The organism is Mesorhizobium wenxiniae (genome assembly GCF_002284535.1).
GTDB lineage: Bacteria > Pseudomonadota > Alphaproteobacteria > Rhizobiales > Rhizobiaceae > Mesorhizobium > Mesorhizobium wenxiniae.
The window spans coordinates 222862-245955 of the sequence record NZ_NPKH01000014.1 but is presented as its reverse complement, the minus strand read 5'-3'; the positions used below and the strand labels follow the sequence as shown (position 1 = coordinate 245955).

The window sequence follows — 23094 nt, the reverse complement described above, 5'->3', positions numbered from 1 at the left end:
GCGGGCGCCTGGCTTTACTCGCCGTGCAGGCGGGCTTCCGCCGCCTTCACCGTCGCTTCGGCGGTGATGCCGAAATGCGGATAGAGCTGTTCGATCGTGCCAGAGGCGCCGAAGCCGGTCATGCCGATGAAGATGCCGTCGGTGCCAATGAAATAATCCCAGCCTTGGCGGATGCCGGCTTCGATCGCGATCTTGATCGGCGCGTTGCCGATCGTCTTCCTGCGATAGTCGGCGCTCTGCTTGTCGAACAATTCGAAGCACGGCACCGAGACGACACGGGTCGGATGGCCGTGCTTTTCGAGCGCCTCGCGCGCCGCCAGCGCGATTTCGACCTCGGAGCCCGAAGCGAAGATCGTCACCGCCGCATCGCCATTGGCGCCAGCCAACTCATAGGCGCCCTGGCGGCTGAGGTTTTCCGCAACAAAGTCGTTGCGCACGGTCGGCAGGTTCTGCCGGGTCAGCGCCAGCGTCGAAGGCGTCTTTTCCTGCTCGATGGCCAGCTGCCAGCATTCGGCGGTCTCGACCGCGTCGGCCGGACGGAAGACATTGTGGTTCGGGATGGCGCGCAGTGCGGCCAGATGCTCCACCGGTTGATGGGTCGGGCCGTCTTCGCCGAGGCCGATGGAATCATGGGTCATGACGAAGATCGAGCGGATGCCCATCAGCGAGGCAAGCCGCATCGCCGGACGGGCGTAGTCGGAGAAGCACATGAACGTGCCGCCATAGGCGATGAGGCCGCCATGCAGCGTCAGCCCGTTGAGGGCGGCCGCCATGCCGTGCTCGCGGATGCCGTAGTGAACGTAGCGCTGGCCGTAATCGTCTGATGTGATGTTCTTGGTCTGGCTGGTCTTGGTGTTGTTCGAGCCAGTCAGGTCGGCCGAGCCGCCGATCGTTTCCGGCACCGCGCCGTTGATGATCTCGAGCGCCATTTCCGACGATTTGCGGGTGGCGACCTTCGGTTTGTCTGCGGCGAGCTTCTTCTTGTAGTCGGTGAGGACGGCGTCGAAATTCGCTGGCAACGCGCCACTGATGCGGCGCTCGAATTCGCTGCGCAATTGGGCGTCGGCCTCGGCAAGGCGGCCTTCCCAGTCGGTGCGTGCCTTGACACCCGTCTTGCCGGCGTCGCGCCAGGCATTGAGGATGTCGGCAGGAACCTCGAAGGGCGGATAGTCCCAGCCGAAGAACTTCCTGGCGCCGGCGATTTCCTCTGCGCCGAGCGGAGAACCGTGCGCCTTGTTGGTACCCGCCTTGGTCGGCGCGCCGAAGCCAATCGTGGTCTTGCAGGCGATCATCGTCGGTTTGTCGGAATGGCGCGCCGCCTCGATAGCATAGGCGATCGCTTCCGGGTCCTGGCCGTCGATGTGGCTGGCGTTCCAGCCGGACGCCTGGAAGCGGGCGACCTGATCGGTGTTGTCGGCCAGCGACACCGGGCCGTCGATCGAGATGTTATTGTTGTCCCAGAAGACGATCAGCTTGTTCAGCTTGAGATGCCCGGCAAGTGCGATGGCTTCCTGGGAGACGCCTTCCATCAGGCAGCCGTCGCCGGCCAGCACATAGGTGTAATGGTCGACGAGGTCGTTGCCGAAAGCGGCATTCATGATGCGCTCGCCGAGTGCGAAGCCGACCGAATTGGCAAGCCCCTGGCCAAGCGGGCCGGTCGTCGTCTCGATGCCGGCGGCATGGCCATATTCGGGATGACCCGCCGTCCTCGATCCCAACTGGCGGAAATGCTTGATCTGGTCGAGGGTGATGTCTTCATAGCCGGTCAGATAGAGCAGCGAATAGAGCAGCATCGAACCGTGGCCGGCCGACAGAATGAAACGGTCTCGATCGGGCCAGTGCGGGTTCTTCGGATCGTATTTCAGGAAACGCGTGAACAGCACCGTGGCAACGTCGGCGCAGCCCATTGGCAGGCCGGGGTGGCCGGACTGGGCCTTCTCGACGGCGTCCATGGAAAGAAAACGGATCGCATTGGCCATCCGGTCATGTTGTTCACGCGAAGTCATGCTTCCTCCAGTGTGGGGGGTGGGGCCTTGGGAGCGCCCTTGAAAAGCGTGCGCGACACATAGCAGGCGCGGCTTTTTAGTCAACAAACCGGCGCGCTTTCGCTGATCTTGTTAGTCAAGAAACCGGCGCTTTTGCCGGTCTTGTGATGGCGCCAGAAGGGCCTTGGGGGTTCTACATTAGCGTTAGCAGGGGACAGCCGCGAGAGCTTTATTGACGTTGGCTTCACACGGCGGGTAATGTTTCAGACATAACGCGTTCTGAACGTGGATGATTCGGTGATGGGCAGGGCGCAGGACGAAAGCCATGACCGGGGAAACGACACTCAAAGAAGTCATCGCGAGGCTGGGTAAGGCCATCGAGGGGCTGGAAAATGCCGTCGCGGCCAAGCTCGAGCACGAGCGCGACTATACGGAAGCCGAGGCGGAGGTGCAGCGCATGAACGCCGATCGCTCGCGGCTGGCGCAGGAACTCGACAATTCCGAAGCGCGCGCCGAACGGCTGGAAGACGCCAACAAGGAAGTGTCGCGTCGGCTGGTGACCGCCATGGAAACCATCCGCGCCGTGTTGGACAGATAGGGACTGGACAGGTAGGCCAATGGCACAAGTCACGGTTTCCATCGACGGCAAGCAGTATCGCATGGCTTGCGACGAGGGCCAGGAAGAGCATCTGATCGACCTTGCCGAGCGCTTCGACCGCTATGTCTCGCATCTGAAAGACTCATTCGGCGAGATCGGCGACCAGCGGCTGACCGTGATGGCCGGCATCATGGTCATGGACGAGCTTTCGGAACTGCAAAAACGCGTCAAGGGCATGGAAAGCGAAGTGCTGACGCTGCGCAAGACGCGTGACGACGCGCTGACCAAGGCCGACAAGAACGATTCGGTGCTGACCCAAGCGCTTGGCGCGCTCGCCCAGCGCATGGAAGATCTGGCGACGACGCTGGCGGTGAACAAGGCCTGAGCCAGCGCAGCGAAAATTCCTGCTGCATTTGCCGAGAAGCAATGAAAATTTTTCGCCACCGGCCTCGATGCCGGTGCAACAGGCGTTTGAAGGATGACGCGGGAGTGGTAGAAAGGCAAAAGCAACGCCGGTCAATGCCGGCTGCAATCACAGGGTAGGGACACGTCATGAGCCTTCGTATCAACGATATCGCGCCGGATTTCACGGCGGAAACCACGCAAGGGACGATCAACTTCCACGAATGGATCGGTGACGGCTGGGCGGTGCTTTTCAGCCATCCGAAGAATTTCACGCCGGTCTGCACGACCGAGCTCGGCACGATGGCCGGCCTGGAAGGCGAGTTCAAGAAGCGCGACGTCAAGATCATCGGCATTTCCGTCGATCCGGTCGAAAGCCATGGCAAATGGCAGGATGATATCAAGAAGGCGACCGGCCAATCGGTGAATTACCCGCTGATCGGCGACAAGGACCTCAAGGTCGCCAAGCTTTACGAGATGCTGCCGGCGGGTGCCGGCGAAACCTCGGAAGGGCGCACGCCAGCCGACAACGCGACGGTGCGTTCGGTCTACGTCATCGGCCCCGACAAGAAGATCAAGCTGGTTCTCACCTATCCGATGACGACCGGCCGCAACTTCGATGAGATCCTGCGTGCGATCGATTCCATGCAACTGACTGCGAAGCACCAGGTGGCGACGCCGGCGAACTGGAAGCAGGGCGAGGACGTCATCATCACCGCCGCCGTTTCCAATGAGGACGCGATCAAGCGTTTCGGCGCCTACGAGACGATCCTGCCGTATCTCCGGAAGACCAAGCAGCCCTCAGCCTGAGCGGCTAGGACGGCACGGAAGGATTTTCGGCCTTTTTGCCTCGGCGAAGCATGCGGTGCTTGACGGCGTGGCGCTGGCGAACGACCATGCTCTTCTTTTACCCCGGCAGGGAAAACCATTCCTGCCGGGTGGGCGTTGAGGGAGCCGAGATTGGACGCGACATCGGCCAAGCTGCAGGTGGCAGGCTTTTACGACAAGCCGAGCGGGTCCATCCAGTATGTCGTCGCCGACCCACAGACGCGACGATGCGCAATCATCGATCCCGTTCTTGATTTCGATGAGAAATCCGGCGCCACGGCGACGAAGAATGCCGACGCGATGCTCGAGTTCATTAGAGATCAACGGCTGGTCGTCGAATGGATTCTCGACACGCATCCCCACGCCGACCATTTCTCGGCCGCGCACTATCTCAACGAGAAGACAGGAGCGCCTACGGCGATCGGCGACAAGATTATCGACGTCCAGAAATTGTGGAAAGCGATCTACAACTGGCCGGATTTTCCTGCCGACGGATCGCAGTGGAACAGGCTGTTTGCCGATGGCGAGACCTTTTCGGTCGGCGGCATTCCGGCAAAGGTACTTTTTTCGCCGGGCCACACACTGGCCTCGATTACCTATGTGATCGGCGACGCCGCTTTCATCCATGATACGCTGTTCATGCCGGACAGCGGCACGGCAAGAGCGGATTTTCCCGGCGGCAGTGCCGCGCGACTCTGGCGCTCGATCCAGGATATCCTCGCGCTACCGGACGAGACACGTCTGTTCGTCGGTCATGACTACCAGGCGGAGGGGCGCGAACCCTTGTGGGAGAGCACTGTTGCGGAACAGAAATCCAAGAACACCCATGTTGCCGCCTGCAGGACAGAGGCCGATTTCGTGGCGTTGCGCGAGGCACGCGACAGGACGCTGCCGATGCCGAGGCTGATCCTGCACGCGCTGCAGGTCAACATGAACGGCGGGCGCTTGCCGGAACCGGAATCCAACGGCCGCCGGTATTTGAAATTTCCGCTCGATTGCTTGTGATGAGATGGGTCGCTGGCACTACAACTCTATTTTAAACTCGGCCCCGCCCCTCATCGCCCTGCCGGGCACTTCCCGTAGAAGGCTTTCGCTGACGATTTCGCCAATTTTCGACGTTGCAAAAAGAGTGCCGGCGGTGCGATCTGCCTCTTCTCCCCGTCGCTATACGGGGAGAAAGTGGCGGCAGCCGGAGGAGGAGCGGCGCAGACGCCAGCTACTCTAGCTTCAGGTTTGTTCGGCGGGCTAAATGTTCATACGTGATTTGCCAAGGATCGCTCTCGAAAGATCTTTCCTCGCCGATCCAACGGAAGCTGTTGGCAGTGATCTCAGTGAAACGCCATCGAGTTTTCAGACCGCGCGAGTCATTGCCGAGCTGGACAATGTCCTTTCCCTCGGCCCGTCCGATCTGGCGTGAGTGATCTCGGTTGAGCGGGTCGCTCCATATGATGTGCCATCCCTCGATCCCAGGATCGAAGATGCGCAAAGTCGTGCCATACATCGTGGACGGCGCAGGGCGCTTGGGCCTGATCCAAACGTCCTGAATCGCGCGGCCTTCGAGCACCCAGCCAAAATGGCATTCTCCATTGCATTTCTGGATTGTGCCGTCGTGGAGGTAGTGGACCGAGTCCATTTCCCAGCTTCCAATTAGCCATCCATACAGGTTCATGTCTTTCGCTCGGTCGGCTGGGGGACCTTCGGATCCGAGGGCGGTGAGAAACGGAGAAATCGTCATCGTCATACTGCCTTTGGTTTCCAAATAGACGAGTTCAACTGCCCAGCGCAGCCCCGGCGGCCCATTGTCGTGCCGGCCTGCCGCAAGCGCCGCCTTTTGGAATTTCGCGACAGAAGCCCGTGTCGGCGCCGGAACATTGCCGCCACAATTTGCAGCGTTGCGGTTTCCAGGTCTTGGGGAAAATTGCTATATTGCCGCTATGATCCGGCCAGGCTGATCGCGCCGATGATTGAGCGGTTTATCGCGACGGATCGTGCGTCCGCGAAGGTGCGGCGGAACCGGCAACCCTACCTAGAACATGACACCAAGGGACAATTCTCCCGGCAGTCGGAGGACCCCATAAAAAAGGCGGCGCCAGTTTACCTGACGCCGCCGTTATTTGTTTCCGTCGGAAGGCTTTACGCCGCCGGCTGCGCCTCGATGGTGCGCAGCGCCTGCATCTGGCGCTTGGCCGCGGCCTTGACCGCGTCCTGCACCTTCTCGAAGGCGCGCACCTCGATCTGGCGCACGCGCTCGCGACTGATGTCGAACTCGGCCGACAGCTCTTCCAGCGTTAGCGGCTCCTCGGCCAGGCGGCGCGCCTCGAAGATGCGCCGCTCGCGCTCGTTGAGCACGGCAAGAGCGCCCGACAGCATGCCGCGCCGGTTTTCCAGCTCATCCTGCTCGATCAGCGCCTCTTCCTGGCTTTCGTGGTCGTCGACCAGCCAGTCCTGCCATTCACCGGATTCGCCTTCGCTCGCCCTGATCGGTGCGTTCAGCGAGGCATCGCCCGACAGGCGGCGGTTCATCGACACCACCTCCGCTTCGGACACGTTGAGGCGGGTGGCGATCTCGGTGATCTGGTCAGGCTTCAAGTCGCCGTCGTCGAGCGCCTGGATCTTGCCCTTCACCTTGCGCAGGTTGAAGAACAGGCGCTTCTGATTGGCGGTCGTGCCCATCTTGACCAGGCTCCACGAGCGCAGGATGTATTCCTGGATCGAGGCCTTGATCCACCACATCGCATAGGTGGCGAGCCGGAAGCCGCGCTCCGGTTCGAATTTCTTGACGGCCTGCATCAGGCCGACATTGCCTTCCGAGATCACCTCGCCGATCGGCAGGCCGTAGCCGCGATAGCCCATGGCGATCTTAGCGACGAGCCGAAGGTGGCTGGTGACGAGCTTGTGCGCAGCCGTGGTGTCCTCATGCTCAGCGTAACGCTTGGCGAGCATGTACTCTTCCTGCGGCTGAAGCATCGGAAAGCGACGGATTTCTTCCAGGTAGCGGCTGAGGCCGCCTTCGCCGGAAACGATACTGGGTAGTGACTGGGCCATGACAGCGCCCCCTCTCTTGGAGTGGTGCCCCCGAAACGCGGCGGGCATATATCGCAAACGCCAAAAGGCTCGTTCGCGACAGCGGATGTATATAGGAACAAAACCAGAAAGGACAGCATTGGTTCAACACGAAACAGTGTGTCACGCCAAAGTGAACAACGCGGGTCAGGTTTTTTGCCGATCTGGTTTGAATGGATGAAGCCGGTTCAGAATCTGCGGAAGCCGTCCACGAGTTCCTCCATGTCCCTCGGTACCGGCGCCTCGAACCTCATCGGTAAGTGGGTAGTCGGATGCCGAAATTCAAGGAGGCGGGCATGCAAAGCCTGTCGCGGAAAGGCCTTCACCCGGCCTTTCAGCGGCTCGGGCAGCCGGTTCGCCTTGGTGCGAAAGGCCTGGCCGTAATCGGGATCGCCGACGACCGGATGGCCGATATGGGCCATGTGGACGCGGATCTGATGGGTGCGGCCGGTCTCGAGCCGGCATTCGACCAGGCTTGCCGTGGCAGATTCCTTTTGCTGCTCGCCAAAGCGCTCGACCACGGTGAAATGGGTGACGGCGTGGCGCGCATCGTCGCGGCTCTCCGGCACCACGGCACGGCGCACGCGGTCGGCGGCGCGGCCGAGCGGCTCGTCGACCGTGCCTGTCGGTCTCATCGGTATGCCCCAGACTAGCGCCAGATAGGCGCGTTTGAGATCGTCGGTCAGGCCGTGGTCGGCAAAGGCCTCCGACAATGATTTGTGGGCGCGGTCGGTCTTGGCGACGACCATGACGCCGCTGGTTTCCTTGTCCAGGCGGTGGACGATGCCCGGCCGCCGCACACCGCCGATGCCGGAAAGACTGTCGCCGCAATGGTGGATCAGCGCATTGACCAGCGTGCCGGTCCAGTTGCCGGCGCCGGGATGGACGACCAGCCCCGGCGGCTTGTTGATGACGATCAATTCATTGTCTTCATAGAGGACGTCGAGCGGGATGTTCTCGCCTTGCGGCTCCGCCGGCTCCGGCTCCGGCATGGCGACCGACACGTGGTCACCGACCGCTATCTTGCGTTTCGTCTCGTTGACCGGCTGGCCGCCGACCTTGACGGCGCCCTGTCTGATCAGCATCTGCACCCGGCTGCGCGACATATCCGGGCCGAGCTTGCCAGCCAGCCATTGGTCGAGGCGCTGGCCGGCCGCATCGGGACCTGCTTCCAGCATGATCGATCCCCCCTCTGGCGATCCATCGTTTGGCGATCCATTCCCTATCAATCCATCCTCTATCAATATGGGGGCCTCTTCGTTATGAGCGCTCATCGAAATCGCTCCGGAATGTTTTGCCATGGCTGCTGCCGACGAAGACGAGGAAAAGCCGCTCGACCCCGAGGTTGAAAAGGTGCGCAAGAAGCTCGTCCGCTTCGTCGCCATCAATCTTGGCCTGCTGTTTCTCGCCCTTATGGTGGTGATCGCGGCCCTTGTCTACAAAACGCGCACCGCGCCACCTGCAGCCCCATCACTTGCCGGCGACATCCAGGTGCCGGCCGGCTCGCCGCTGACCGGCGACATCGTGCTGCCTGTCGGCGCCAAGGTCATCAGCCAGTCGCTCTCCGGCAACCGCGTCTCCATCGATGCGGAGCTTGCCGACGGCAGCCGCGCCATCTTTGTCTACGACATCACTGAGCGCCGCATTGTCGGTCGCTTTTCGATCCGTAACAAATGACTGGATTCGCCGAACATCGCCGTGTGCCACCGTCGCGCTTGTCGTCGCAAATTACGACGAGGCGATCTCCTGGTACGTCGGCAAGCTGGGCTTCTTGCTCATCGAAGACGTCGATCTTGGCGGCCGCAAGCGCTGGGTCACGGTGGCGCCGGCCAATGGACAAGGCGCGCGGCTGCTGCTGGCCGAAGCGGCCGATGATCCGCAAAGGGATAGTATCGGCAACCAGACCGGCGGCCGCGTCTTTTTGTTTCTCGAAACCGACGATTTTGTCCGCGACCACACGGCAATGCTCGAAAAGGGTGTCGAATTCCGTGAGGCACCTCGCCACGAGGCCTACGGCACGGTGGCGGTTTTCGCCGATCTCCATGGAAATCTCTGGGACCTGATCGAGCCAAAACGATAGGATTGCAACGGATATTTTTCCAGCATCATCGACTGTCCGCAGCCCAGTTGCTTTTTCCCAGCCGTCAGCCTATATCGCCGGTTCTTGAACGCGCCCATCGTCTAGCGGTCAGGACACCGCCCTCTCACGGCGGGAACAGGGGTTCGATTCCCCTTGGGCGTACCAAGGATTTCAAGCACTTACCTGAAATCGGAAGCGATGCGTCGAATATGCATCGAATAAACGCCTGCGAGCGCGAGCGGATTTCCGGATGGGAGATAGGGAAGCGAGCGGGCGGATCGGAGCAAAATGGCAAAGCTGAAAATATCACGTGACCGGCTCATCGAATTGCGCGACGAACATCTGCAGTTCTTGGAATCGTCGGCCGCCGCCTTCGACGCCGGGTTCATGGGTGAGGCTAAGCGAATGGCTGTGTCGCTTCGTGTTCTCTTTCACGAGACTGCGCAGTCCCATTCCATATTGGCCCAGCTTGGCGAGCGGCAGCAGCCCCTGTTCGACAGCTCGCATCCGTACAACCCCAACAATCTTGCGTCGCACCACGGGCTCGTCGCGATGATGATTACCGGTGGATCTGAAGCGAAGTTCTTTGCTCCGATCGACGATCGAGAAATAGCTCCGCGTTTGACGCGATTCGGTGACTGGTGGGAGAAGGACATCGTCATCAAAGAGGGCCAGAAGGGTACACCCTACACCCGGCGCAGCTTGGTTCTCTTCGCAGCTAACAAGGATGGCGGAGCGCACGTCGATCCTCACTTGGACACAAGCTTTGAAGGCCTTTAGGACGGAAGCGGGATCGGATGGGTGGTCTCGGGCTTCAGCAAGCAGGCCGACGGCAGCTTCATCCCGGATGTGTAAGCTCATTCCATCCGGCAGATAGCCCACGAGGTAAAAGAGAGCTTCAAAGTAAGAAACGGCCCGCCACCGTGAGGCAGCGGGGCTTGAACGAGGAACATTCCGGCTTAACATATGTTATACGGAGTATGGCAAAGCTCCCTCCGCTCCCGCCACCCTCGTTTCGCATCGTGCTTCTCGCGCTCTGCCTCGATCTTGCTTTGCGCAAACAAGGCCATCAAGCAAACGAGCCCGCCGCGGTGAGGCAGCGGGCTTAGGCAGGGTTCAGTAATGGTCGCTCAAGCCACGTTTTTCTACGAGGTTGCTTGGTGATCGGATGCGCTGCAAGAAAGGCCTCGTCCGCCGCGACGAGCTTGGCGACTTCATCCGCAACGATCGGCAGATATCGGTCCTTTGCGGCTTCTCGCTTCCATTGAACGGCCAGGAGAGCGAGGGCTGGAACTCGGATTTGATCGGCGACAGCCTGCCGGTTCCTGTCGACGCTGGCCATCCGTTTGTCAGAATAGGCGCTAGATCGATCCTCGTCCTCTAGGACGTACATCGCGTGAATGCTTTTTGCGTGCCAGTAATCCGTTTCCGCTCTTGTCAGGCTGGTGACAGCATCAGCCTTGCACCAAGGAAGGCGCCGCGCCTGACGCATGAGCTTGTTGTGGTGCGTGTCGATGAGGACGGCATCGGGCAACGGATCAAGGCATTGCTGCACGAATGCAGCCAGCGCCTTCGTCTTGACGGTGGCGCTCATGACACGTCTCCCGCCATCCGCTCGACCTCGGCAAGGAACCTGATCAGGCACTCATCGTCCCAATCGGCATCCTCCAGCGGCATTGCTAGCGCGTCGACACTCAAGCAATCCAACCGTGTTGCCTTTGCCCAAACAGCCAAGCCCGCCAGCGTGGTCGGCTGTATTGTCCGAATGAGCTTGTTGATTTCATCGATGCGACGATAGGCGGCGTGTTCCGCATCAATGGCTTTGTGTGCCCCAGTCTCTCTGCTGATTTCCCAGTAGCGCTCAAGGCGTTCCTCAGACCCTGCCACCGGTTCGTCGTTATTCTGCGGCGACACGCCTTCCTTGTCTGCAATGGCGTGCCAGATTTCGCATTTGTGTTCGCAATCACCGTGGATATGTCGGCATTCGGCAGTGAGACGATCAAGTTCGTTGCCGAGTTCAATTAGGGCTGGCTCCCCAAGGCGTATCGTCTTGGCATCGCCGACCGCCGGAAGCAAAAAGGCTGCCGTCGCAGCGGTGCCAGCCCGAACAATGCGTGAAGGCATTGGATTTCCTCCGTCAATTGTGATATTTGCACTTGTGAAATTATCATAAGGATCGACAGTTGTGAAGCCTGCACAAGTGAGAATGGCAAGAGCCGCATTGAATTGGTCCTTGGCTGACCTCTCAAAGGCTGCGGGAGTTCACCGGAACACGATTTCAAATTTCGAGACAGGTCGATATGGCGGTTCGGAAGATGCATTGGCTGCGATCGAACGCGCCCTCGAATCTGCGGGTGTCGAGTTCATCCCTGAGAACGGCGGCGGCGCTGGCGTGAGGCTGCGGAAATCGGCGCCCGCGCCTCGCCTGACCGACGGCGAAGCCGGCATCATCGAAAACAACGAAATGTAGGCGCCCTAGTGCCTTCGGAACTGCCTCGCGCCATGCCGCGTTGTTCTCGGAACTGGGAGGTTGCAACGATGTCTGTGCAGAAAAAAGACTACCGAACGAACAGAGCCGACTACGCGATTGCCGCGAAGCATGGCCAAGCGGCCGCTAATGGAAATCGCGAGAAACTGCTGGCAAGAAAAAAGAAGTTGCTGGTGGTACGGGATCGGAGGTTGATTGCAAATCCATCGGAGAGCGCGCCGGAACCGAAAGCCAAGACGCGCGGTTAGCGGGGCCGGCGCGGGACGCTGTTATGCCGACTGGACCCCTTACTGCGAACGCTCGACCGCAAATGTTGGTGAGGCATATCCACTAGGTGATTTATGCTTGACTGACCAGACTAGCGTTTCTTGGGCAGAAACCGGGCCTCTCGCATAAGCGAAGGCCAATTGGTCCCCAAGAGAGCGATAAGCTCGCGAGCCTGCTCTTCGGTGATATTGGCGTCTTTGACCAAGCGCTGGACAAGGGAGAGACGATCCGGTGCCGAGGGTGGCTTGTCAGGTCCGTCCGCCATTGTAGCAACCCTTTTGATGTCGTAACGTCACCCGATCGTGCTTGTTCCGTGAAATAGGAATGACTCTCGTAATTTTTGTGCGAAAGCGTACAGTTCAGGCGTCAGCGATCATATAAAGGGCTTCGCTGATTGAGAGACGCGCCTATCGCACTCTCGCCCCCTACGGAGGCGTTGAGATGCTAAGTCGATTCCCCCACAATCAATTTCTAGGACCGGAAGATTTGGCCTTGTGCCAGCGAGTATTCGACCAGATATGCGCCGGCGCCAGTTTGGAGCGCCAGTCGATTGAGGCGGAAGACCTGGCGGCGGCGGTCCTGACTGCTTTCCATTGCTCCCCGAACAGGACCGAAGCTGATTTACTGGCCGCCATCCGCTCGCGGCGCAATGATTTCGAGAAGCGGGCTGGCTGACCAGCCCGTAGAGTGGCGGCGACGAATACGCCGACCGCGAGAGCGATTCGCTATTTGTCGGGAATAGGCGCATAGTCCCCACGTCGTCCGATCTGCATGGCTACGGACGCTTGAAAGAGTCGATCACGCTTTCGCCCGAACACAGGGAGATGCGCGATGACCTACCGCCGCGACATATTAGATTCCGAGCAGCTTGCGACGCTCACCAGAATTCTAGACGATTATTGCGAACAAGTTGGTGTCGAAGGCTCGCACCCGGCGCGAGAGCACCTGGCGCGTCGCCTCTTTGCCCTTTTCAGTGGTGGCATCGACAGTCCCGATGACATCAAGATGGCACTGGATAGGGTCTCACTAGATTTTAAGACCGATCTGAGGGTCATGTAGATCGGCCAGCCATTCCGCTTTTTGTAAGAGGCCGCGCTTTCCCGGCTTCGACGCACATTACCCACCCGCGTCATGATGAACTATGGCGTCGAAGATCGCTTCGTAGACGCTGCCGGTTTCTTCCTCTATCTCAGTGCTGCTGATTCCGAGAGCCTTGGCGTCGGCGAATAGTTTTTGGGTCAATTCGGCCACCGAGATCACATCAGTCCCGACCGCGTCGGGCACGGTGTTCGCAAGCCATTTGTGCAAGAAGTCCGTACCGCGGGTGCTCATTCCGTCCCCAAGCCGGAGGAACGCATTAAGTTCCTTCGTCCCAAAAATCCTGCAGCGAGGTGTGCCTCAGGTCTTCCTCGCCCCTGAGGTGCTTCACGCGGGCTTTGATGCCCGGTTTTACCCATTGCGTTGCCGGGCGCTTTGGCATGTCCTTGGGCGGTGGCCCGGCATGTTCCTGGACGCGCTTCCATAATCGCTCCCGCATCTCGCGATTGACGCTCACGAACGCACTGCCGACATATTTGCGGGTCTCCGGCTCGGCCATCAGAGCGAAGGCCGGCTTGCCCCGCTCGCGTTCAACTCCGAGAAGTTCAAACTCGCTTTCGGTGAAGGATTTGGTTTTCAGCCAATTGGTAGTCGGGCCGCTGCGGTATTTAGAGTCCGCGCGCTTCGACACCATTCCCTCCAACCCGGCCTTGTCTATCAGTGGAACAGCGCATCGGCCCTGCCCGGCAGCGCCTCGCTGAATTGGATACGAGTATCAGGAGGGATCATGCCGTGCAGTATCTCCCGCCGGTCCTCCAGCGCCATGTCGCGCAGGTCGTGACCATTGAGGTGCAGCAGATCGAAGGCAACGAAATAGAGGTCGTGCTGGCGACGGGTGATTGCCTTCCGCAGCTCGGCAAAGTCCGAATGGCCTTCCTTGTTGAGAACGATCACCTCGCCATCGATGATGACGTTCTGGACGTTCAGCCCCTTGGCTGCCTCGGTCAGGTCGCGGTACTTGGCCGTCCAATCAAGGCCGCGCCTGGTGAACATGCGGACCTCGCCGCTGTCTATGATGATTTGAGAGCGGTAGCCGTCGAATTTTACCTCGTGAGTCCATCCGTCACCTTGGGGCGGCTTGGCTACCAAGGTCGGCATCATCGGAGGAATGAACTCTAGCCGTCCAGCGGCGCCGGCACACACTCGTTTACGCACCGATTCGAGTCTAGGTCCGTGCAATCTGCGGCTAGGGGAACGGATCATGATCATTTTACTAAATTAGCAATGATGCATGAAATCGCCTATAATTCGCTCCAGCCGGCGAGTGCGAGACCTCATGAGCCGGTTAGGCCCGGCGGCCGGTTGGCTCACCCCGAAGGCTGTCGGGCCATTCACAGACCACTGTAAATTGGTAGCGAAAAGATAAATAACTCCGTGTTGGTCAAATATTGATACGACACGAGTATAAGCTTTGGAGGAATCCCCATGAAAGTGACTATATTGGCAAACTATGCGCCCAATGCCTATAAAGGATTGATACAGGGCTCAGACCGAGAAGCGGCAATCAAGACGCTTTTTGAAAGCGTTGGCGGCAAGGTTTCCGGTGTGATGTTTACTCGCGGCATCTATGATATCGTGGTCAATGCTGAGGTGCCGGACCAGGCCGCTGGGATGGGCCTAGCACTGGCGGTGCGGGCAAGCGGCTCGGTGACCGACCTCGTTGTCCTCGAAGAGCTCGACATGAAGGCGGTGCTCGCAGTGGCCAACAAAGCTGCCAAAGTTTACAAGCCCGCCGGCTGATTGGACTAACTGTGCATTGATGGCAGCACGGTTTCGATTGAACCAGCCCTGCTGCCGAGCGAGGAAGCTGTGTTGGCTGCTCTACGGCCCAGAGCCTATCCATGAGGGCGAAGCACTTGCGAAGGCAATCATCGAGACCGTCGAAAGGCTAAACCGGTAACGACCTATGGAAAGAAAGCCCGCGCCTCTGGCGGAGAGCGCGGGCCGATCGGGTTAAGGGCCCCAATCTGCAGCGGGCAACGGAGGGCGTGCCCGCCGCTCACAGAAAATCATTAGAATGCACTAATGTTCCGCTTGAGGAACACACCCGCTAGAAATCTTCATCTGGCCTACCTCGGCTAAGGCTCCCCGTCGAAAATCGGCGTGGCCCCTCTGATCGTGCAGGGCGTGGAGTTCATAGGGCGCAGCCTGCACCGCCAGTGCAACGGCTGGTCGGCAAGCCATAGTACTTCGGGAACGATTGCAGAAGCATGGAGACGAGCTTGGTACCTGTGCTTGTGAAGCTGACGCTGCGATTACTTTGCGCCACCGTTGGATGATCCCATCCCAAACTTCGCCTGTGGCTGCCCCGCATCTATGGGGCGCACGCCGGAGGAAGCGCGCGACACCATGGAACTTGCACAACAGGTCATGTCTCTACCGCAGGCACCAAGCGCGATCCTGCTGGCGCTGGTTAAGAAAATGGTAGCCCTTGAGCGTGCCGCGGACGGAGCGGCGGCGGAACCGCAAAAGGGAGACGCCTCAGGGATCCATGGAACAGCAGACCGTATTGCGGACCGCCTGCTCGGGACGCATGCTTGCACGCCTGCGAACGCCGGGTCATGGACTTTTCCGGGGTCGAATCGCCCGTCAGCATGAGGCCGGCGCCGAGCATAGAGACATAGAGCGAAACATCCGCCGAAGTGTTGGACCCATATTCAGCATCAGCCATCGGTTTAGTCCGCCTGCCGCAGCCGCGCGATCATATCAATTCCCTCTGGCCCCGCGCGCCAAGGAACATTTCCTTTCCGCCGCCGTTAAAGCGACGCAAGGCCGTCAATACGGGTTGGCTCTGCATCGATGCGGGCAATCATTGCAGCGTTCGTTGAAAACGAACGCTGCTGCGAACTCAAGGACAACGCAGATGAGCGACGCAATTCCCAACGCCATGCAAGAGGAATTTCCAGCTCACTCGACCGCCACCGACGACGCTCACACAATCTTACTGAACAAAGTTAGCTGGGGCGCCATTTTCGCGGGAGTGGTCGTCGCGCTTGTGACCCATGTCCTGCTGACCATGCTGGGCGCGGGTATCGGCATCGCCACACTCGATCCCAGAACCGGTGACAATCCCGAGGCATCGACCTTTTCGATTGTAGTCGGGATCTGGTACGTCTTGTCCGGCATTGTTGCTGCGTTTGTCGGCGGCTACATCGCTGCTCGGATGTCCGGCAAGACGCTCCCGACCACGGGCGCGTTCCATGGCCTGACAACGTGGGCACTCACAACCTTGCTGGTCTTATATTTCCTCACCAGCACCGTCGGCATGATTGTTGGCGGGGCTTTCAGTGGCATCGCAAGTGCCGTGGGAGGCTTGAGCGAGACCGTAGCGCAGACCGCAGCCCCGGTTATAGCAGAGGCTAATCCTTTCGAAGCAATTGAAGCTCAGGTGCGCTCGACCGGCACAGACCCGGAAGCCCTTAACAATGCGGCCATTAACGGGATGCGCGCTCTCGTCATGGGCAACGAGGCGGATGCGAACGCAGCACGTCAAAGCGCGGCACAAGCACTGGCGACGGCCCGGGGCATCCCCCTCGAACAAGCCACGCAACAGGTGAGCCAGATGGAACAACAATATCGCCAAGCCGTCGAGCAGGCGAAGCAACAAGCGGCGGAAGCTGCAGATACCGCTGCCTCGGTCGTATCGACCGGCGCACTCCTGGCATTCGTTTCCCTTGTGCTTGGCGCGATTGCGGGTTGGTTTGGCGGCCGTTCCGGGGTGGTTCACCCAGTGTTTGCAGACCGCATTTTACCGTCGAGGCGACCTTTGTAATGACCGACAGATCATCAACTCGCAGTTGGCTCAACTCGGCGGACGGGCCAGGCTGACGTTTGTCTACCCGACGTTCCCGACCGCTTATGAATCTCGCCGCAACGCCCGTCCAAGACGCCTTATTCGCAGGGCCCGGTTTATTTCGCCACCGAAGATGAGGACGAGTGCGGCGAGATAGAGAAAATACAATGCTGCGATCACGCCTGCGAGACCGGCATAGTAGCTCGCATAGTTGGCGAAACTGGCAAGATACAGCGAAAACGCCCCAGCCAGCGCTAGCCACGCAATGACTGTGAAGACCACCCCTGGCCACATGTTTGAAAATCGGATCCAGCGTGCTGGGAGAAAGATATGCGCCGCAAACAACGCCGCCATCGTGATCGCCGCCGCCGACGGATACCGCACCACATCAAGTGTGACCAGCGTCGGTTCGAATCCCGGAAGGAGGCGATGGGCAAGCGAACCGGCAATAGGCACCAGCACCAAAAGATAGGCGACAACGACGAACACCAGCGCGCCGCCGATCACCACCAGGACCTGAAGCACAAAAATCGTCCAGACCGAGCGCTCCTCTTTGATGTCGTAGGCGCGGTTCAATCCCACCCGGACGCTGTCAACGCCTCCGGCAGCAAACCATATGGTCAACAACACGCCGATGCTGGCGACGCCGCCGCGCTTTTCCGTCAGTACGGCCCGGACCTCGGTGACCAAGGTGTCCACCAAAGGTGCCGGAATAATCGCGATGAGAAAAGCGACGAGACGATCGGCCATGCCAGGATCACCGAAGAAAGCAGTGAGCGAACTGGCAAAAATCAGGAAGGGAAACAGCGCCAGAACTGCGCGAAACGCAATGTTCCCGGCGAGCGACATCGCCTCGTCGTTCCAGAGCCTCAGCACGGCCTCGCGCAGAACCGCCCACACGGCACGCCAGCCGTGACCACCCAGTAAATCAGCCGGCTGCTCACTTAGAATGCCCGAGCGCTTGCGTTCTTCCATATCTTGTCCGTTCGTCCTGGTTTTCGAAGCCCGCCCATGAGACGAGGCGCGCTCCAACCTTTCCCTAGCGATCAGATGCAACTCCGCCCGGTTCCGGCAAGGTTCTACCCGGGCTCGAAGGTCAGTATTTCGAAAAACAAGGTGCTCGGCGATCAGAGGTCCATACACCTGCTGTCAGGCCGAAAAGCGAATGCGCCCTTAACGAGCGAGCGAGAGATGTCGCCTTTGCCGGCTTCATCAACAGCATCGGCGCCGACGGCTTCCTTGGCGTCTGTAAAATCTACCTCGGCTCTCACCAGTCGCGGCACGGCGAGACGGTGCATCTGGTCGCGCAGCTGAACCCGCCGTGATTTCACCAATCCCGGCAAGCGCCATCCAGGCGATGCACCGCTGCGCAGAGGCGGGCATCCTTGCCGAGCATGGCGCTCCCCCGGCATTCGGATCGAGCAGGACCGCCACCACGTCAAGCGGCCTGATCTCAAGCGAGGGATCGACCTGGACGTCACTGCCGTTCGGCACGATGTCGCGAGGCAGTGTCCGCAGAATTGGAATGCATAGGCCTGCATCGATCACGCCTCCTGATGACGGTAATCAGCATTTGACGACACGGCATTGGCTGCGCGCTGGCCCGTGCGGTTGTCGAGCGGGCCGCCAAGGCTCAAGAACGAAAGCAGTAGCGTGTCGGCCTGGATTGCCGGCCGGCTCAACCGGGCCGGAATGGATGCCCGTGGGCCGGCCATTGCTTCGCGGCGAACGGTCGTCAGTTGATGCGCAGATCGGGCCGCTTGGCCTTCTCGAATTCGCCGTCGGTCGCGATCAAGGAACGCCTGAGCGCATCGCACTCGAACAATTCGGCCCTGATCGCTTCGATATGGCCACGGACATTTTTCCAGCGCGTTGAGAGGTCGGCCGCCTTGGCCTTCGCATCCTTGCCGAGTGCTTCGATATCGATTGCGGCCTCGTCTTGAGCAGCCTTGGCGCGGCGCTCTGCGGCGCCCTCAATGGCCTTCTCGATGAGTTCGATCTCAGCATTGCAGTCCGCGATCGATGCGCGAACCTCGGCAAGGTTGCCATCGCCGAAAATCGCCCGATCCTCGGCTTTCACAAGATCGGCCTTGCGAACGATTGCCGCGTTGAGGTCGGTATCCAGAGCGGAAATCACCGCGGCGAACTCGCCGGACGTGCGGGCAGCGTGAAGCGCCTCGGTATGGGCGGATAGAAGCAGGGTTGCCATCGGTCTTTTCCTCATTTTGGGTTGTTGGGGAACCAGGCGTCCAGATTTTCGCCGGCGGCCTTGCAGAGCAGGATCGCCTTGCGCGGATCCGCACGGCACAGATTGGCAATCGCCGTCAGGTTCGGGATTTTCCCGTCCGCATCGCGCTTGAACGGATTGGCGTCGGTGATGGGGGTGTTCATCGGTAAAGCTCCAATGGGTCGGAAAATACGGGCTTCGGCTTCGGGCCGTAGTAGTAGCTGCGCGTTGCCTCCTCGGCCGGCGGCGCATTGACGATGGCCCCGAGCGCCGCGTTTGCGAGGTCGTCGGACATGCCGCGCATATGGTCGACCGCATCACGTCCTGACCGCATCGTGCGGCGCTCAAGCTGGGAAATCTGACCGACCAGACGCGGGTTATCGAGAAGGACAACGGACCGCGCCATTAGCGCAGGCAAAGCGTCCAGATAGAGTTCGGACCGGTTGCGCTCGTCGAATGGTGTAATATTTCTCCAAGTGACCGGTTCCCGTATGCGGCTTCCACATGCAAACTATTTGATATGGCTGACGATCAAAACAGAGCGATATCACAGACGGTAGTTGAATTGTTGCGCTCTGCTCCCAACAAGCAAGCCGTTGTGAGTGAGGTTGTCACTCGCCTTGTGCCTAGTTCTTGGAGCGGCTCGCGTGCCAGCATTATAGAGGAGCGCCTACCGTTGCTGCGATCACTTAATCCAGCTGATGATCAAGAGATTGAAAGGGCCATGGACGCAGCTGACGCTAGGCTTCGCGAGTTGATAGATGCAGAGCGACGGCGCGAAATGGTAGAAGAGCGGACCGATTCTGAGAGCTTCGAATAAGCACTTTTCCAGAAGCCAAGTCCTATCGGGAACGCATCCCGGGTTCGGCGGTTCATGGCTTCTGGCGCTACATCGCCGATTGAATTAGCATCTGTTCAAGAAGCCTTGGGCCGCCCTTACCCGGTGGGGAGCATGGGGCGGGGAAAGCCGGGCGATGTGAGGCGCTGACAAATCGCGACCTGGCCTCCGAAACGCATCCAGCAGCGAGGCTAGGCATCCTCGGGAGGAACCGATGCAGAAACTGCAATCGCAGGGCGTCCATCATATCACGCTGGTCGGGGCTGGGCGCCAGGCCTCCATCGATTTCTGGGAAGGCGTGCTTGGCATGCCTTTCATCTTCGAGCAGCCCAACCTCGACAAGGCCAGGGAAAGCCACCTCTATTTCGATCCTGGCGACGGCCGGCTGATCACCATCTTCACCGACGAGAGCCGCACGCCAGTCGCGCGGCGCACGCCAACCGATACGGGCTGCGTTCATCACATCGCCTTTTCGGTGTCGCGCGTCACCTTTCTGCAGGCGGTCGCCCGGCTCGACGAGCGCGGTATCAAGCACAGCGGCGTCAAAGATCGCGGTTTTATGGATTCGATCTATTTCGAGGATCCGCTCGGCCTGCTGATCGAGCTCGCCTCCTACCGTTTCGAGCCGCCGGCGGGCTTCACCCATGCCGACGTGTTGATGCAGGCACACAAGATTCGCGTCGCGCGCGGCGACTACAACATCGCCGAAGTGCATCTCGCCGACGCGATCCAGGCGCTCCTCGAGCGCTCCCGCGCGACTTTGTCGGGCGACCGGGCGCCGAAAAATCCATACTGACGACAGCAACCCCGAGGGAGGACCATAATGGCAAAGACGACAACGAAGAGTGCGAAGAAGCCGGCCGCCAAGGCTGCTACGAAACCAGCTGCCAAGGCCGCGACAAAGCCTGCGGCCAAGTCGTCGAAAGCTTCTGCCGGGTCGGCAGCGAAAGCCGCCGTAAAACCCGCAGCCAAGGCATCCGCGAAGTCCGCGCGGAAGGCCAAAGCGAAATCCCCGAAAAAAACCGCGCTGATGCTCAGCATGCTGAAGCCGAGCGTCAACAATATGAGCGTCCGGGTGTTTGCACGCGCGGCCGGGCTCGATCATTCCGAGACCGACGTATGGGGCCACACGCGCTCGCCTGAATACATGGCGCGAAACCCAGCCCATCTTACGCCGATGATCGAGGACAAGGGCTTGCCGAGAGGCGTTTTGTGGGAAAGCTGCGCCATCATGCAGTATCTCGCCAACAAGCATGGGCTGGAGAAATTATATCCCAAGGCGCCGGCCAAGCGGGCAATGATCGACAGCGCCATGTTCTACCTGATCGGCACGCTCTACCCCTATGTGGCGCGCGCCACCTATCCTGCGCTGAACTTCCCACAATATGCCGGCGAGGTCGGCCACAGCGACGCTCATCCCGACAAGAAGTCGGAAGCCCAGAAGGCCGCTATAGCCGCGATAGCCGAGCCGCTGGAGGTCTTTCACAGCTTCTTCAGGAACGGCAAGCCGTTCATCGGCGGCAAGAATCCGTCGATCGCCGACATTCGCCTGGCCGCGACGCTCGAATTCCTGGCCGTCATCGACTATGCGCTGCCGCAATGGGCGAAGGAGTACATGGCGGCGATCGAGAAGAAGCTCGGCAAAGCCTATGCCGAGCCGGCCGCCGACGTGCGCGGCTATATCGCCTATGTGAAGTCGCAGGCCGAGGCGTGAGGCGTCTTGGCTGACTGCGTTGAGCGCATCGAGCTTGCCCCTCAGGCGACAGGGCTGCAGTCATAGGCCGAGACACCGCCCGGCCGCCGGATAGATAGGCCAGAGGCATCGGCATTGCTGCAAATCGGGGGCGGCGTTGCGCTTGGCGTTCAGGGACCGAACATCACAAGCTCGGTGAACGTCAGATCTCCGAGCGAGGGTGGTCTGGGACCCTTGAAGTACTTCAGCCCCCTGTTGGGGCGGTACCACCCGAACAGGCCTGCAATCGGCTCCTTGGCGTCGACGACGCACAGCAGGAAGCCGCTTCGCAAGAGAAAGCGTCCCACAGCACCGGCGCACCGGCTCAAATCCGCGAGGGAGCGGCAATAGATGACCTGATAGGATGGGATAAGACCGCGCAATATCCGGCGCGGCATTAATACGAAAGGAAACGCTGCTCCGTCGCAGATGCAAATCAATGACAGGCAGCCCAGCGCGGCGTGTTCCGAGAGTATGTATCTCTCACTGTCCGGCAGCATCGCCATTTCGGCAAGATCGGGACGAGCTTCAAGCACGCGACATGACCGCTGCGCCGAACTAAAAGCCGGCAAGAAGGCAAATTGTCCGGTGGAGAAGGGGCGAAAGCCGAGCGCCCAGTTGGCTTTTAACGTTGCGGGCGCCGGCGAAATATTCGTGTAGGTCACGTCCCTGCGCTTGAGAAGCGTCGTAACCAATTTGGCGCCATAGGGACGGAATTCCGCATCGACGGACCAGCTTGAAAGGTTACAGCGGACTTCGTCGCCTTCCTGCCCCGGATAAACGGTATACAGGGTCAGCACAACGCCGACGATCCGATCAGCCTTCTCCAAAGCCAGGCCGTATTGTGGGAAGTCGGCGACGGCAGGCCGTTGCGACAAACGTGTCAGCGCCTGTATCCAGTAACTCCGGTCACGCTCCGGAAAGCCCCGGCACAGGCAGTCGACCACTCCTTCCCAATCAGCTTGGCGAATTGGTCGACAGAGAACGTCGGGAGGGAGGGCGCCAAGTACGGCCATAAATTGACTTCCAGAATACGATAGTTACTTAGGCATGCTTCACACGCTAACACATTGGTTCACAACGATTAATAATATGTGCCGCATTTAAGGACGACTTTCCGCACTCATCACGAAAACGCAGATCAGATTGGCCATGACGCGTCGATGAGCAGCTTCCGTCGGTTAAGGATCCGTTAACCAAATCCCTATCTACTGATCGGCAATTCACCTCCAACTCGCGACCACGGATGTACTGGCGCAGTCGAGGTGGAAGGAAAGGTCGGCTATGTGCCGGCCTTTTTGTTTCAACGGCTATTGTCCCCGGGAAACTGCGGCCTGACTTGTCGTCGGGTGTCAAGCCTTCAAACATGGGGGTGGCGGCATCTCAAGCGATCGGACCCGAATCCGGGTCCACGAGATATCAGTGTTGCCCGCGTCTCGCATTGACATGGCGCGCCAACTCCGGCGTCTCGAAGACGTAGTCGCTCCAGGCCGATTCCGGAATCTGGCCGGCCAGGTAGCATTCCAGCAAAAGACTTTGCTCAGGGCTGAGAGGTCTCGGCGCTCGCTCATGGTCCAGTCTCAGCGAGTGAAACAGATTTCTGGGCGAGTGAAACAGATTTCTGGTCAGGTCCGAGACAGTGAAGTGAATCGACATGTGTGCCGTCTCCTTTGACCATCCAGCGCATCACCCGAA

General features: G+C 59.8%; 28 protein-coding genes, 1 tRNA gene and 2 pseudogenes. 16 read left to right on the top strand and 15 right to left on the bottom strand.

Going from position 1 to position 23094, the window contains the following annotated elements:
- Positions 1–14: 14 nt before the first annotated feature.
- Entirely contained in the window at positions 15–2006 is a 1992-nt protein-coding gene (tkt, locus tag CIT31_RS06455; protein WP_095517921.1) for a transketolase, read from the bottom strand.
- A 304-nt stretch (positions 2007–2310) separates the two neighbouring features.
- Between tkt and CIT31_RS06450 the strand changes: the two genes are divergently transcribed.
- From CIT31_RS06450 to CIT31_RS06435, 4 genes are all read left to right on the top strand, one after another.
- Entirely contained in the window at positions 2311–2583 is a 273-nt protein-coding gene (locus tag CIT31_RS06450) for a DUF4164 domain-containing protein (RefSeq protein ID WP_023797069.1), read from the top strand.
- 19 nt (positions 2584–2602) lie between these two features.
- Positions 2603–2968 (top strand): cell division protein ZapA, encoded by a 366-nt coding sequence (locus CIT31_RS06445; RefSeq protein WP_023797070.1) that lies wholly within the window; start codon positions 2603–2605, stop codon positions 2966–2968.
- 167 nt (positions 2969–3135) lie between these two features.
- Positions 3136–3795 carry a peroxiredoxin gene (locus CIT31_RS06440; RefSeq protein WP_065007495.1) on the top strand — a complete coding sequence of 220 codons (660 nt, stop codon included), beginning with the start codon at positions 3136–3138 and terminating at the stop codon, positions 3793–3795.
- Between the two features lie 150 nt (positions 3796–3945).
- Positions 3946–4818: an MBL fold metallo-hydrolase gene (locus CIT31_RS06435; protein WP_095517920.1), complete on the top strand. Its 873-nt coding sequence runs from the start codon at positions 3946–3948 to the stop codon at positions 4816–4818.
- A gap of 211 nt (positions 4819–5029) precedes the next feature.
- Here the strand turns inward: CIT31_RS06435 and CIT31_RS06430 are convergent, their stop codons facing one another.
- A complete protein-coding gene (locus CIT31_RS06430; RefSeq protein ID WP_245316130.1) occupies positions 5030–5554 on the bottom strand; it encodes a hypothetical protein in 525 nt (174 codons plus the stop codon).
- A gap of 195 nt (positions 5555–5749) precedes the next feature.
- Here CIT31_RS06430 and CIT31_RS34970 point away from each other — a divergent pair.
- Positions 5750–5827, top strand: a pseudogene (locus CIT31_RS34970) (DUF2274 domain-containing protein); the annotation flags it as partial.
- Between the two features lie 119 nt (positions 5828–5946).
- On the opposite strand, the gene rpoH reads toward CIT31_RS34970, so the two are convergent.
- Both rpoH and CIT31_RS06420 read right to left on the bottom strand, forming a co-directional pair.
- Positions 5947–6858: an RNA polymerase sigma factor RpoH gene (gene rpoH, locus CIT31_RS06425; RefSeq protein WP_029348727.1), complete on the bottom strand. Its 912-nt coding sequence runs from the start codon at positions 6856–6858 to the stop codon at positions 5947–5949.
- Positions 6859–7064: 206 nt separating this feature from the next.
- Positions 7065–8150 (bottom strand): RluA family pseudouridine synthase, encoded by a 1086-nt coding sequence (locus CIT31_RS06420; protein WP_095518107.1) that lies wholly within the window; start codon positions 8148–8150, stop codon positions 7065–7067.
- A 25-nt stretch (positions 8151–8175) separates the two neighbouring features.
- Here CIT31_RS06420 and CIT31_RS06415 point away from each other — a divergent pair, with 25 nt between their 5' ends.
- The 4 genes and pseudogenes from CIT31_RS06415 to CIT31_RS06400 all read left to right on the top strand — a co-directional run bounded on the left by CIT31_RS06415 (position 8176) and on the right by CIT31_RS06400 (position 9736).
- Positions 8176–8553 carry a fimbrial protein gene (locus CIT31_RS06415; RefSeq protein ID WP_095517919.1) on the top strand — a complete coding sequence of 126 codons (378 nt, stop codon included), beginning with the start codon at positions 8176–8178 and terminating at the stop codon, positions 8551–8553.
- A pseudogene (locus CIT31_RS06410) lies at positions 8550–8956 on the top strand (VOC family protein). Before CIT31_RS06415 ends, CIT31_RS06410 begins: the two are co-directional and overlap by 4 nt.
- 90 nt (positions 8957–9046) lie before the next feature.
- A tRNA-Glu gene (locus tag CIT31_RS06405) sits at positions 9047–9121 on the top strand.
- A 123-nt stretch (positions 9122–9244) separates the two neighbouring features.
- Complete coding sequence (locus CIT31_RS06400) at positions 9245–9736, top strand: hypothetical protein (protein WP_095517918.1); 492 nt, start codon at positions 9245–9247, stop codon at positions 9734–9736.
- 325 nt (positions 9737–10061) lie between these two features.
- Here the strand turns inward: CIT31_RS06400 and CIT31_RS06395 are convergent, their stop codons facing one another.
- Complete coding sequence (locus CIT31_RS06395) at positions 10062–10550, bottom strand: hypothetical protein (protein ID WP_095517917.1); 489 nt, start codon at positions 10548–10550, stop codon at positions 10062–10064.
- Complete coding sequence (locus CIT31_RS06390) at positions 10547–11080, bottom strand: hypothetical protein (protein WP_095517916.1); 534 nt, start codon at positions 11078–11080, stop codon at positions 10547–10549. Before CIT31_RS06390 ends, CIT31_RS06395 begins: the two co-directional genes overlap by 4 nt.
- Before the next feature lie 82 nt (positions 11081–11162).
- Between CIT31_RS06390 and CIT31_RS35690 the strand changes: the two genes are divergently transcribed.
- The 3 genes from CIT31_RS35690 to CIT31_RS06370 all read left to right on the top strand — a co-directional run bounded on the left by CIT31_RS35690 (position 11163) and on the right by CIT31_RS06370 (position 12770).
- Positions 11163–11426, top strand: a complete 264-nt coding sequence (locus tag CIT31_RS35690) for a helix-turn-helix domain-containing protein (RefSeq protein ID WP_095517915.1) — start codon at positions 11163–11165, stop codon at positions 11424–11426.
- Between the two features lie 68 nt (positions 11427–11494).
- Positions 11495–11692: a hypothetical protein gene (locus CIT31_RS06380; RefSeq protein ID WP_095517914.1), complete on the top strand. Its 198-nt coding sequence runs from the start codon at positions 11495–11497 to the stop codon at positions 11690–11692.
- 850 nt (positions 11693–12542) lie between these two features.
- Positions 12543–12770, top strand: a complete 228-nt coding sequence (locus tag CIT31_RS06370; protein ID WP_095517912.1) for a hypothetical protein — start codon at positions 12543–12545, stop codon at positions 12768–12770.
- Positions 12771–12827: 57 nt separating this feature from the next.
- Here CIT31_RS06370 and CIT31_RS06365 read toward each other — a convergent pair whose 3' ends face one another.
- From CIT31_RS06365 to CIT31_RS36270, 3 genes are read right to left on the bottom strand one after another with little or no spacing between them, the layout of a single operon-like run.
- Positions 12828–13043: a DUF768 domain-containing protein gene (locus CIT31_RS06365; RefSeq protein ID WP_095517911.1), complete on the bottom strand. Its 216-nt coding sequence runs from the start codon at positions 13041–13043 to the stop codon at positions 12828–12830.
- A gap of 25 nt (positions 13044–13068) precedes the next feature.
- The gene (locus tag CIT31_RS36275) at positions 13069–13443 is read right to left on the bottom strand and encodes a hypothetical protein (RefSeq protein ID WP_483425959.1); all 375 of its coding nucleotides are present in this window, start codon (positions 13441–13443) and stop codon (positions 13069–13071) included.
- A gap of 23 nt (positions 13444–13466) precedes the next feature.
- A complete protein-coding gene (locus CIT31_RS36270; RefSeq protein ID WP_483425958.1) occupies positions 13467–13910 on the bottom strand; it encodes an ATP-dependent DNA ligase in 444 nt (147 codons plus the stop codon).
- 324 nt (positions 13911–14234) lie between these two features.
- Here CIT31_RS36270 and CIT31_RS06355 point away from each other — a divergent pair, with 324 nt between their 5' ends.
- Together CIT31_RS06355 and CIT31_RS06345 are read left to right on the top strand one after the other, a co-directional pair.
- A complete protein-coding gene (locus CIT31_RS06355; RefSeq protein WP_095517910.1) occupies positions 14235–14549 on the top strand; it encodes a GYD domain-containing protein in 315 nt (104 codons plus the stop codon).
- Between the two features lie 1123 nt (positions 14550–15672).
- Positions 15673–16581 carry a PspA/IM30 family protein gene (locus CIT31_RS06345; protein WP_095517908.1) on the top strand — a complete coding sequence of 303 codons (909 nt, stop codon included), beginning with the start codon at positions 15673–15675 and terminating at the stop codon, positions 16579–16581.
- A gap of 84 nt (positions 16582–16665) precedes the next feature.
- On the opposite strand, the gene CIT31_RS06340 is transcribed toward CIT31_RS06345, so the two are convergent.
- The 4 genes from CIT31_RS06340 to CIT31_RS34955 form a co-directional block, all read right to left on the bottom strand.
- Complete coding sequence (locus CIT31_RS06340; RefSeq protein ID WP_095517907.1) at positions 16666–17577, bottom strand: YihY/virulence factor BrkB family protein; 912 nt, start codon at positions 17575–17577, stop codon at positions 16666–16668.
- A 760-nt stretch (positions 17578–18337) separates the two neighbouring features.
- The gene (locus CIT31_RS06335; RefSeq protein WP_095517906.1) at positions 18338–18811 is read right to left on the bottom strand and encodes a hypothetical protein; all 474 of its coding nucleotides are present in this window, start codon (positions 18809–18811) and stop codon (positions 18338–18340) included.
- A gap of 11 nt (positions 18812–18822) precedes the next feature.
- Positions 18823–18993, bottom strand: a complete 171-nt coding sequence (locus CIT31_RS34115; RefSeq protein WP_165778367.1) for a hypothetical protein — start codon at positions 18991–18993, stop codon at positions 18823–18825.
- Complete coding sequence (locus tag CIT31_RS34955; protein ID WP_245316129.1) at positions 18990–19163, bottom strand: hypothetical protein; 174 nt, start codon at positions 19161–19163, stop codon at positions 18990–18992. The genes CIT31_RS34115 and CIT31_RS34955 overlap by 4 nt, the downstream gene beginning before the upstream one ends.
- A gap of 718 nt (positions 19164–19881) precedes the next feature.
- Here CIT31_RS34955 and CIT31_RS06320 point away from each other — a divergent pair.
- Positions 19882–20463, top strand: coding sequence for a VOC family protein (locus tag CIT31_RS06320; RefSeq protein ID WP_095517904.1), 582 nt, complete (start codon positions 19882–19884; stop codon positions 20461–20463).
- A 27-nt stretch (positions 20464–20490) separates the two neighbouring features.
- Positions 20491–21381 carry a glutathione S-transferase family protein gene (locus CIT31_RS06315; protein ID WP_095517903.1) on the top strand — a complete coding sequence of 297 codons (891 nt, stop codon included), beginning with the start codon at positions 20491–20493 and terminating at the stop codon, positions 21379–21381.
- Between the two features lie 149 nt (positions 21382–21530).
- Here the strand turns inward: CIT31_RS06315 and CIT31_RS06310 are convergent, their stop codons facing one another.
- Positions 21531–22415: a hypothetical protein gene (locus CIT31_RS06310; protein ID WP_245316128.1), complete on the bottom strand. Its 885-nt coding sequence runs from the start codon at positions 22413–22415 to the stop codon at positions 21531–21533.
- Between the two features lie 403 nt (positions 22416–22818).
- On the bottom strand, positions 22819–23055 hold the full coding sequence (locus CIT31_RS34950; protein WP_095517901.1) for a hypothetical protein: 237 nt from the start codon (positions 23053–23055) through the stop codon (positions 22819–22821).
- Positions 23056–23094: the final 39 nt, after the last annotated feature.

Coding starts and splice junctions, on each gene's coding strand:
- CIT31_RS06420 (WP_095518107.1), bottom strand. CDS start 8,150: ATGAGCGCTCATAACGAAGAGGCCCCCATATTGATAGAGGATGGATTG.
- CIT31_RS06380 (WP_095517914.1), top strand. CDS start 11,495: ATGTCTGTGCAGAAAAAAGACTACCGAACGAACAGAGCCGACTACGCG.
- CIT31_RS06450 (WP_023797069.1), top strand. CDS start 2,311: ATGACCGGGGAAACGACACTCAAAGAAGTCATCGCGAGGCTGGGTAAG.
- CIT31_RS36275 (WP_483425959.1), bottom strand. CDS start 13,443: ATGGTGTCGAAGCGCGCGGACTCTAAATACCGCAGCGGCCCGACTACC.
- tkt (WP_095517921.1), bottom strand. CDS start 2,006: ATGACTTCGCGTGAACAACATGACCGGATGGCCAATGCGATCCGTTTT.
- CIT31_RS06370 (WP_095517912.1), top strand. CDS start 12,543: ATGACCTACCGCCGCGACATATTAGATTCCGAGCAGCTTGCGACGCTC.
- CIT31_RS34955 (WP_245316129.1), bottom strand. CDS start 19,163: ATGCGGTCAGGACGTGATGCGGTCGACCATATGCGCGGCATGTCCGAC.
- CIT31_RS06365 (WP_095517911.1), bottom strand. CDS start 13,043: ATGAGCACCCGCGGTACGGACTTCTTGCACAAATGGCTTGCGAACACC.
- CIT31_RS34115 (WP_165778367.1), bottom strand. CDS start 18,993: ATGAACACCCCCATCACCGACGCCAATCCGTTCAAGCGCGATGCGGAC.
- CIT31_RS06320 (WP_095517904.1), top strand. CDS start 19,882: ATGCAGAAACTGCAATCGCAGGGCGTCCATCATATCACGCTGGTCGGG.
- CIT31_RS36270 (WP_483425958.1), bottom strand. CDS start 13,910: ATGATGCCGACCTTGGTAGCCAAGCCGCCCCAAGGTGACGGATGGACT.
- CIT31_RS06400 (WP_095517918.1), top strand. CDS start 9,245: ATGGCAAAGCTGAAAATATCACGTGACCGGCTCATCGAATTGCGCGAC.
- CIT31_RS06430 (WP_245316130.1), bottom strand. CDS start 5,554: ATGACGATGACGATTTCTCCGTTTCTCACCGCCCTCGGATCCGAAGGT.
- CIT31_RS06355 (WP_095517910.1), top strand. CDS start 14,235: ATGAAAGTGACTATATTGGCAAACTATGCGCCCAATGCCTATAAAGGA.
- CIT31_RS06390 (WP_095517916.1), bottom strand. CDS start 11,080: ATGCCTTCACGCATTGTTCGGGCTGGCACCGCTGCGACGGCAGCCTTT.
- CIT31_RS06440 (WP_065007495.1), top strand. CDS start 3,136: ATGAGCCTTCGTATCAACGATATCGCGCCGGATTTCACGGCGGAAACC.
- CIT31_RS06415 (WP_095517919.1), top strand. CDS start 8,176: ATGGCTGCTGCCGACGAAGACGAGGAAAAGCCGCTCGACCCCGAGGTT.
- CIT31_RS34950 (WP_095517901.1), bottom strand. CDS start 23,055: ATGTCGATTCACTTCACTGTCTCGGACCTGACCAGAAATCTGTTTCAC.
- CIT31_RS06315 (WP_095517903.1), top strand. CDS start 20,491: ATGGCAAAGACGACAACGAAGAGTGCGAAGAAGCCGGCCGCCAAGGCT.
- CIT31_RS06340 (WP_095517907.1), bottom strand. CDS start 17,577: ATGGAAGAACGCAAGCGCTCGGGCATTCTAAGTGAGCAGCCGGCTGAT.
- CIT31_RS06445 (WP_023797070.1), top strand. CDS start 2,603: ATGGCACAAGTCACGGTTTCCATCGACGGCAAGCAGTATCGCATGGCT.
- CIT31_RS35690 (WP_095517915.1), top strand. CDS start 11,163: ATGGCAAGAGCCGCATTGAATTGGTCCTTGGCTGACCTCTCAAAGGCT.
- CIT31_RS06345 (WP_095517908.1), top strand. CDS start 15,673: ATGAGCGACGCAATTCCCAACGCCATGCAAGAGGAATTTCCAGCTCAC.
- CIT31_RS06395 (WP_095517917.1), bottom strand. CDS start 10,550: ATGAGCGCCACCGTCAAGACGAAGGCGCTGGCTGCATTCGTGCAGCAA.
- CIT31_RS06310 (WP_245316128.1), bottom strand. CDS start 22,415: ATGGCCGTACTTGGCGCCCTCCCTCCCGACGTTCTCTGTCGACCAATT.
- CIT31_RS06335 (WP_095517906.1), bottom strand. CDS start 18,811: ATGGCAACCCTGCTTCTATCCGCCCATACCGAGGCGCTTCACGCTGCC.
- rpoH (WP_029348727.1), bottom strand. CDS start 6,858: ATGGCCCAGTCACTACCCAGTATCGTTTCCGGCGAAGGCGGCCTCAGC.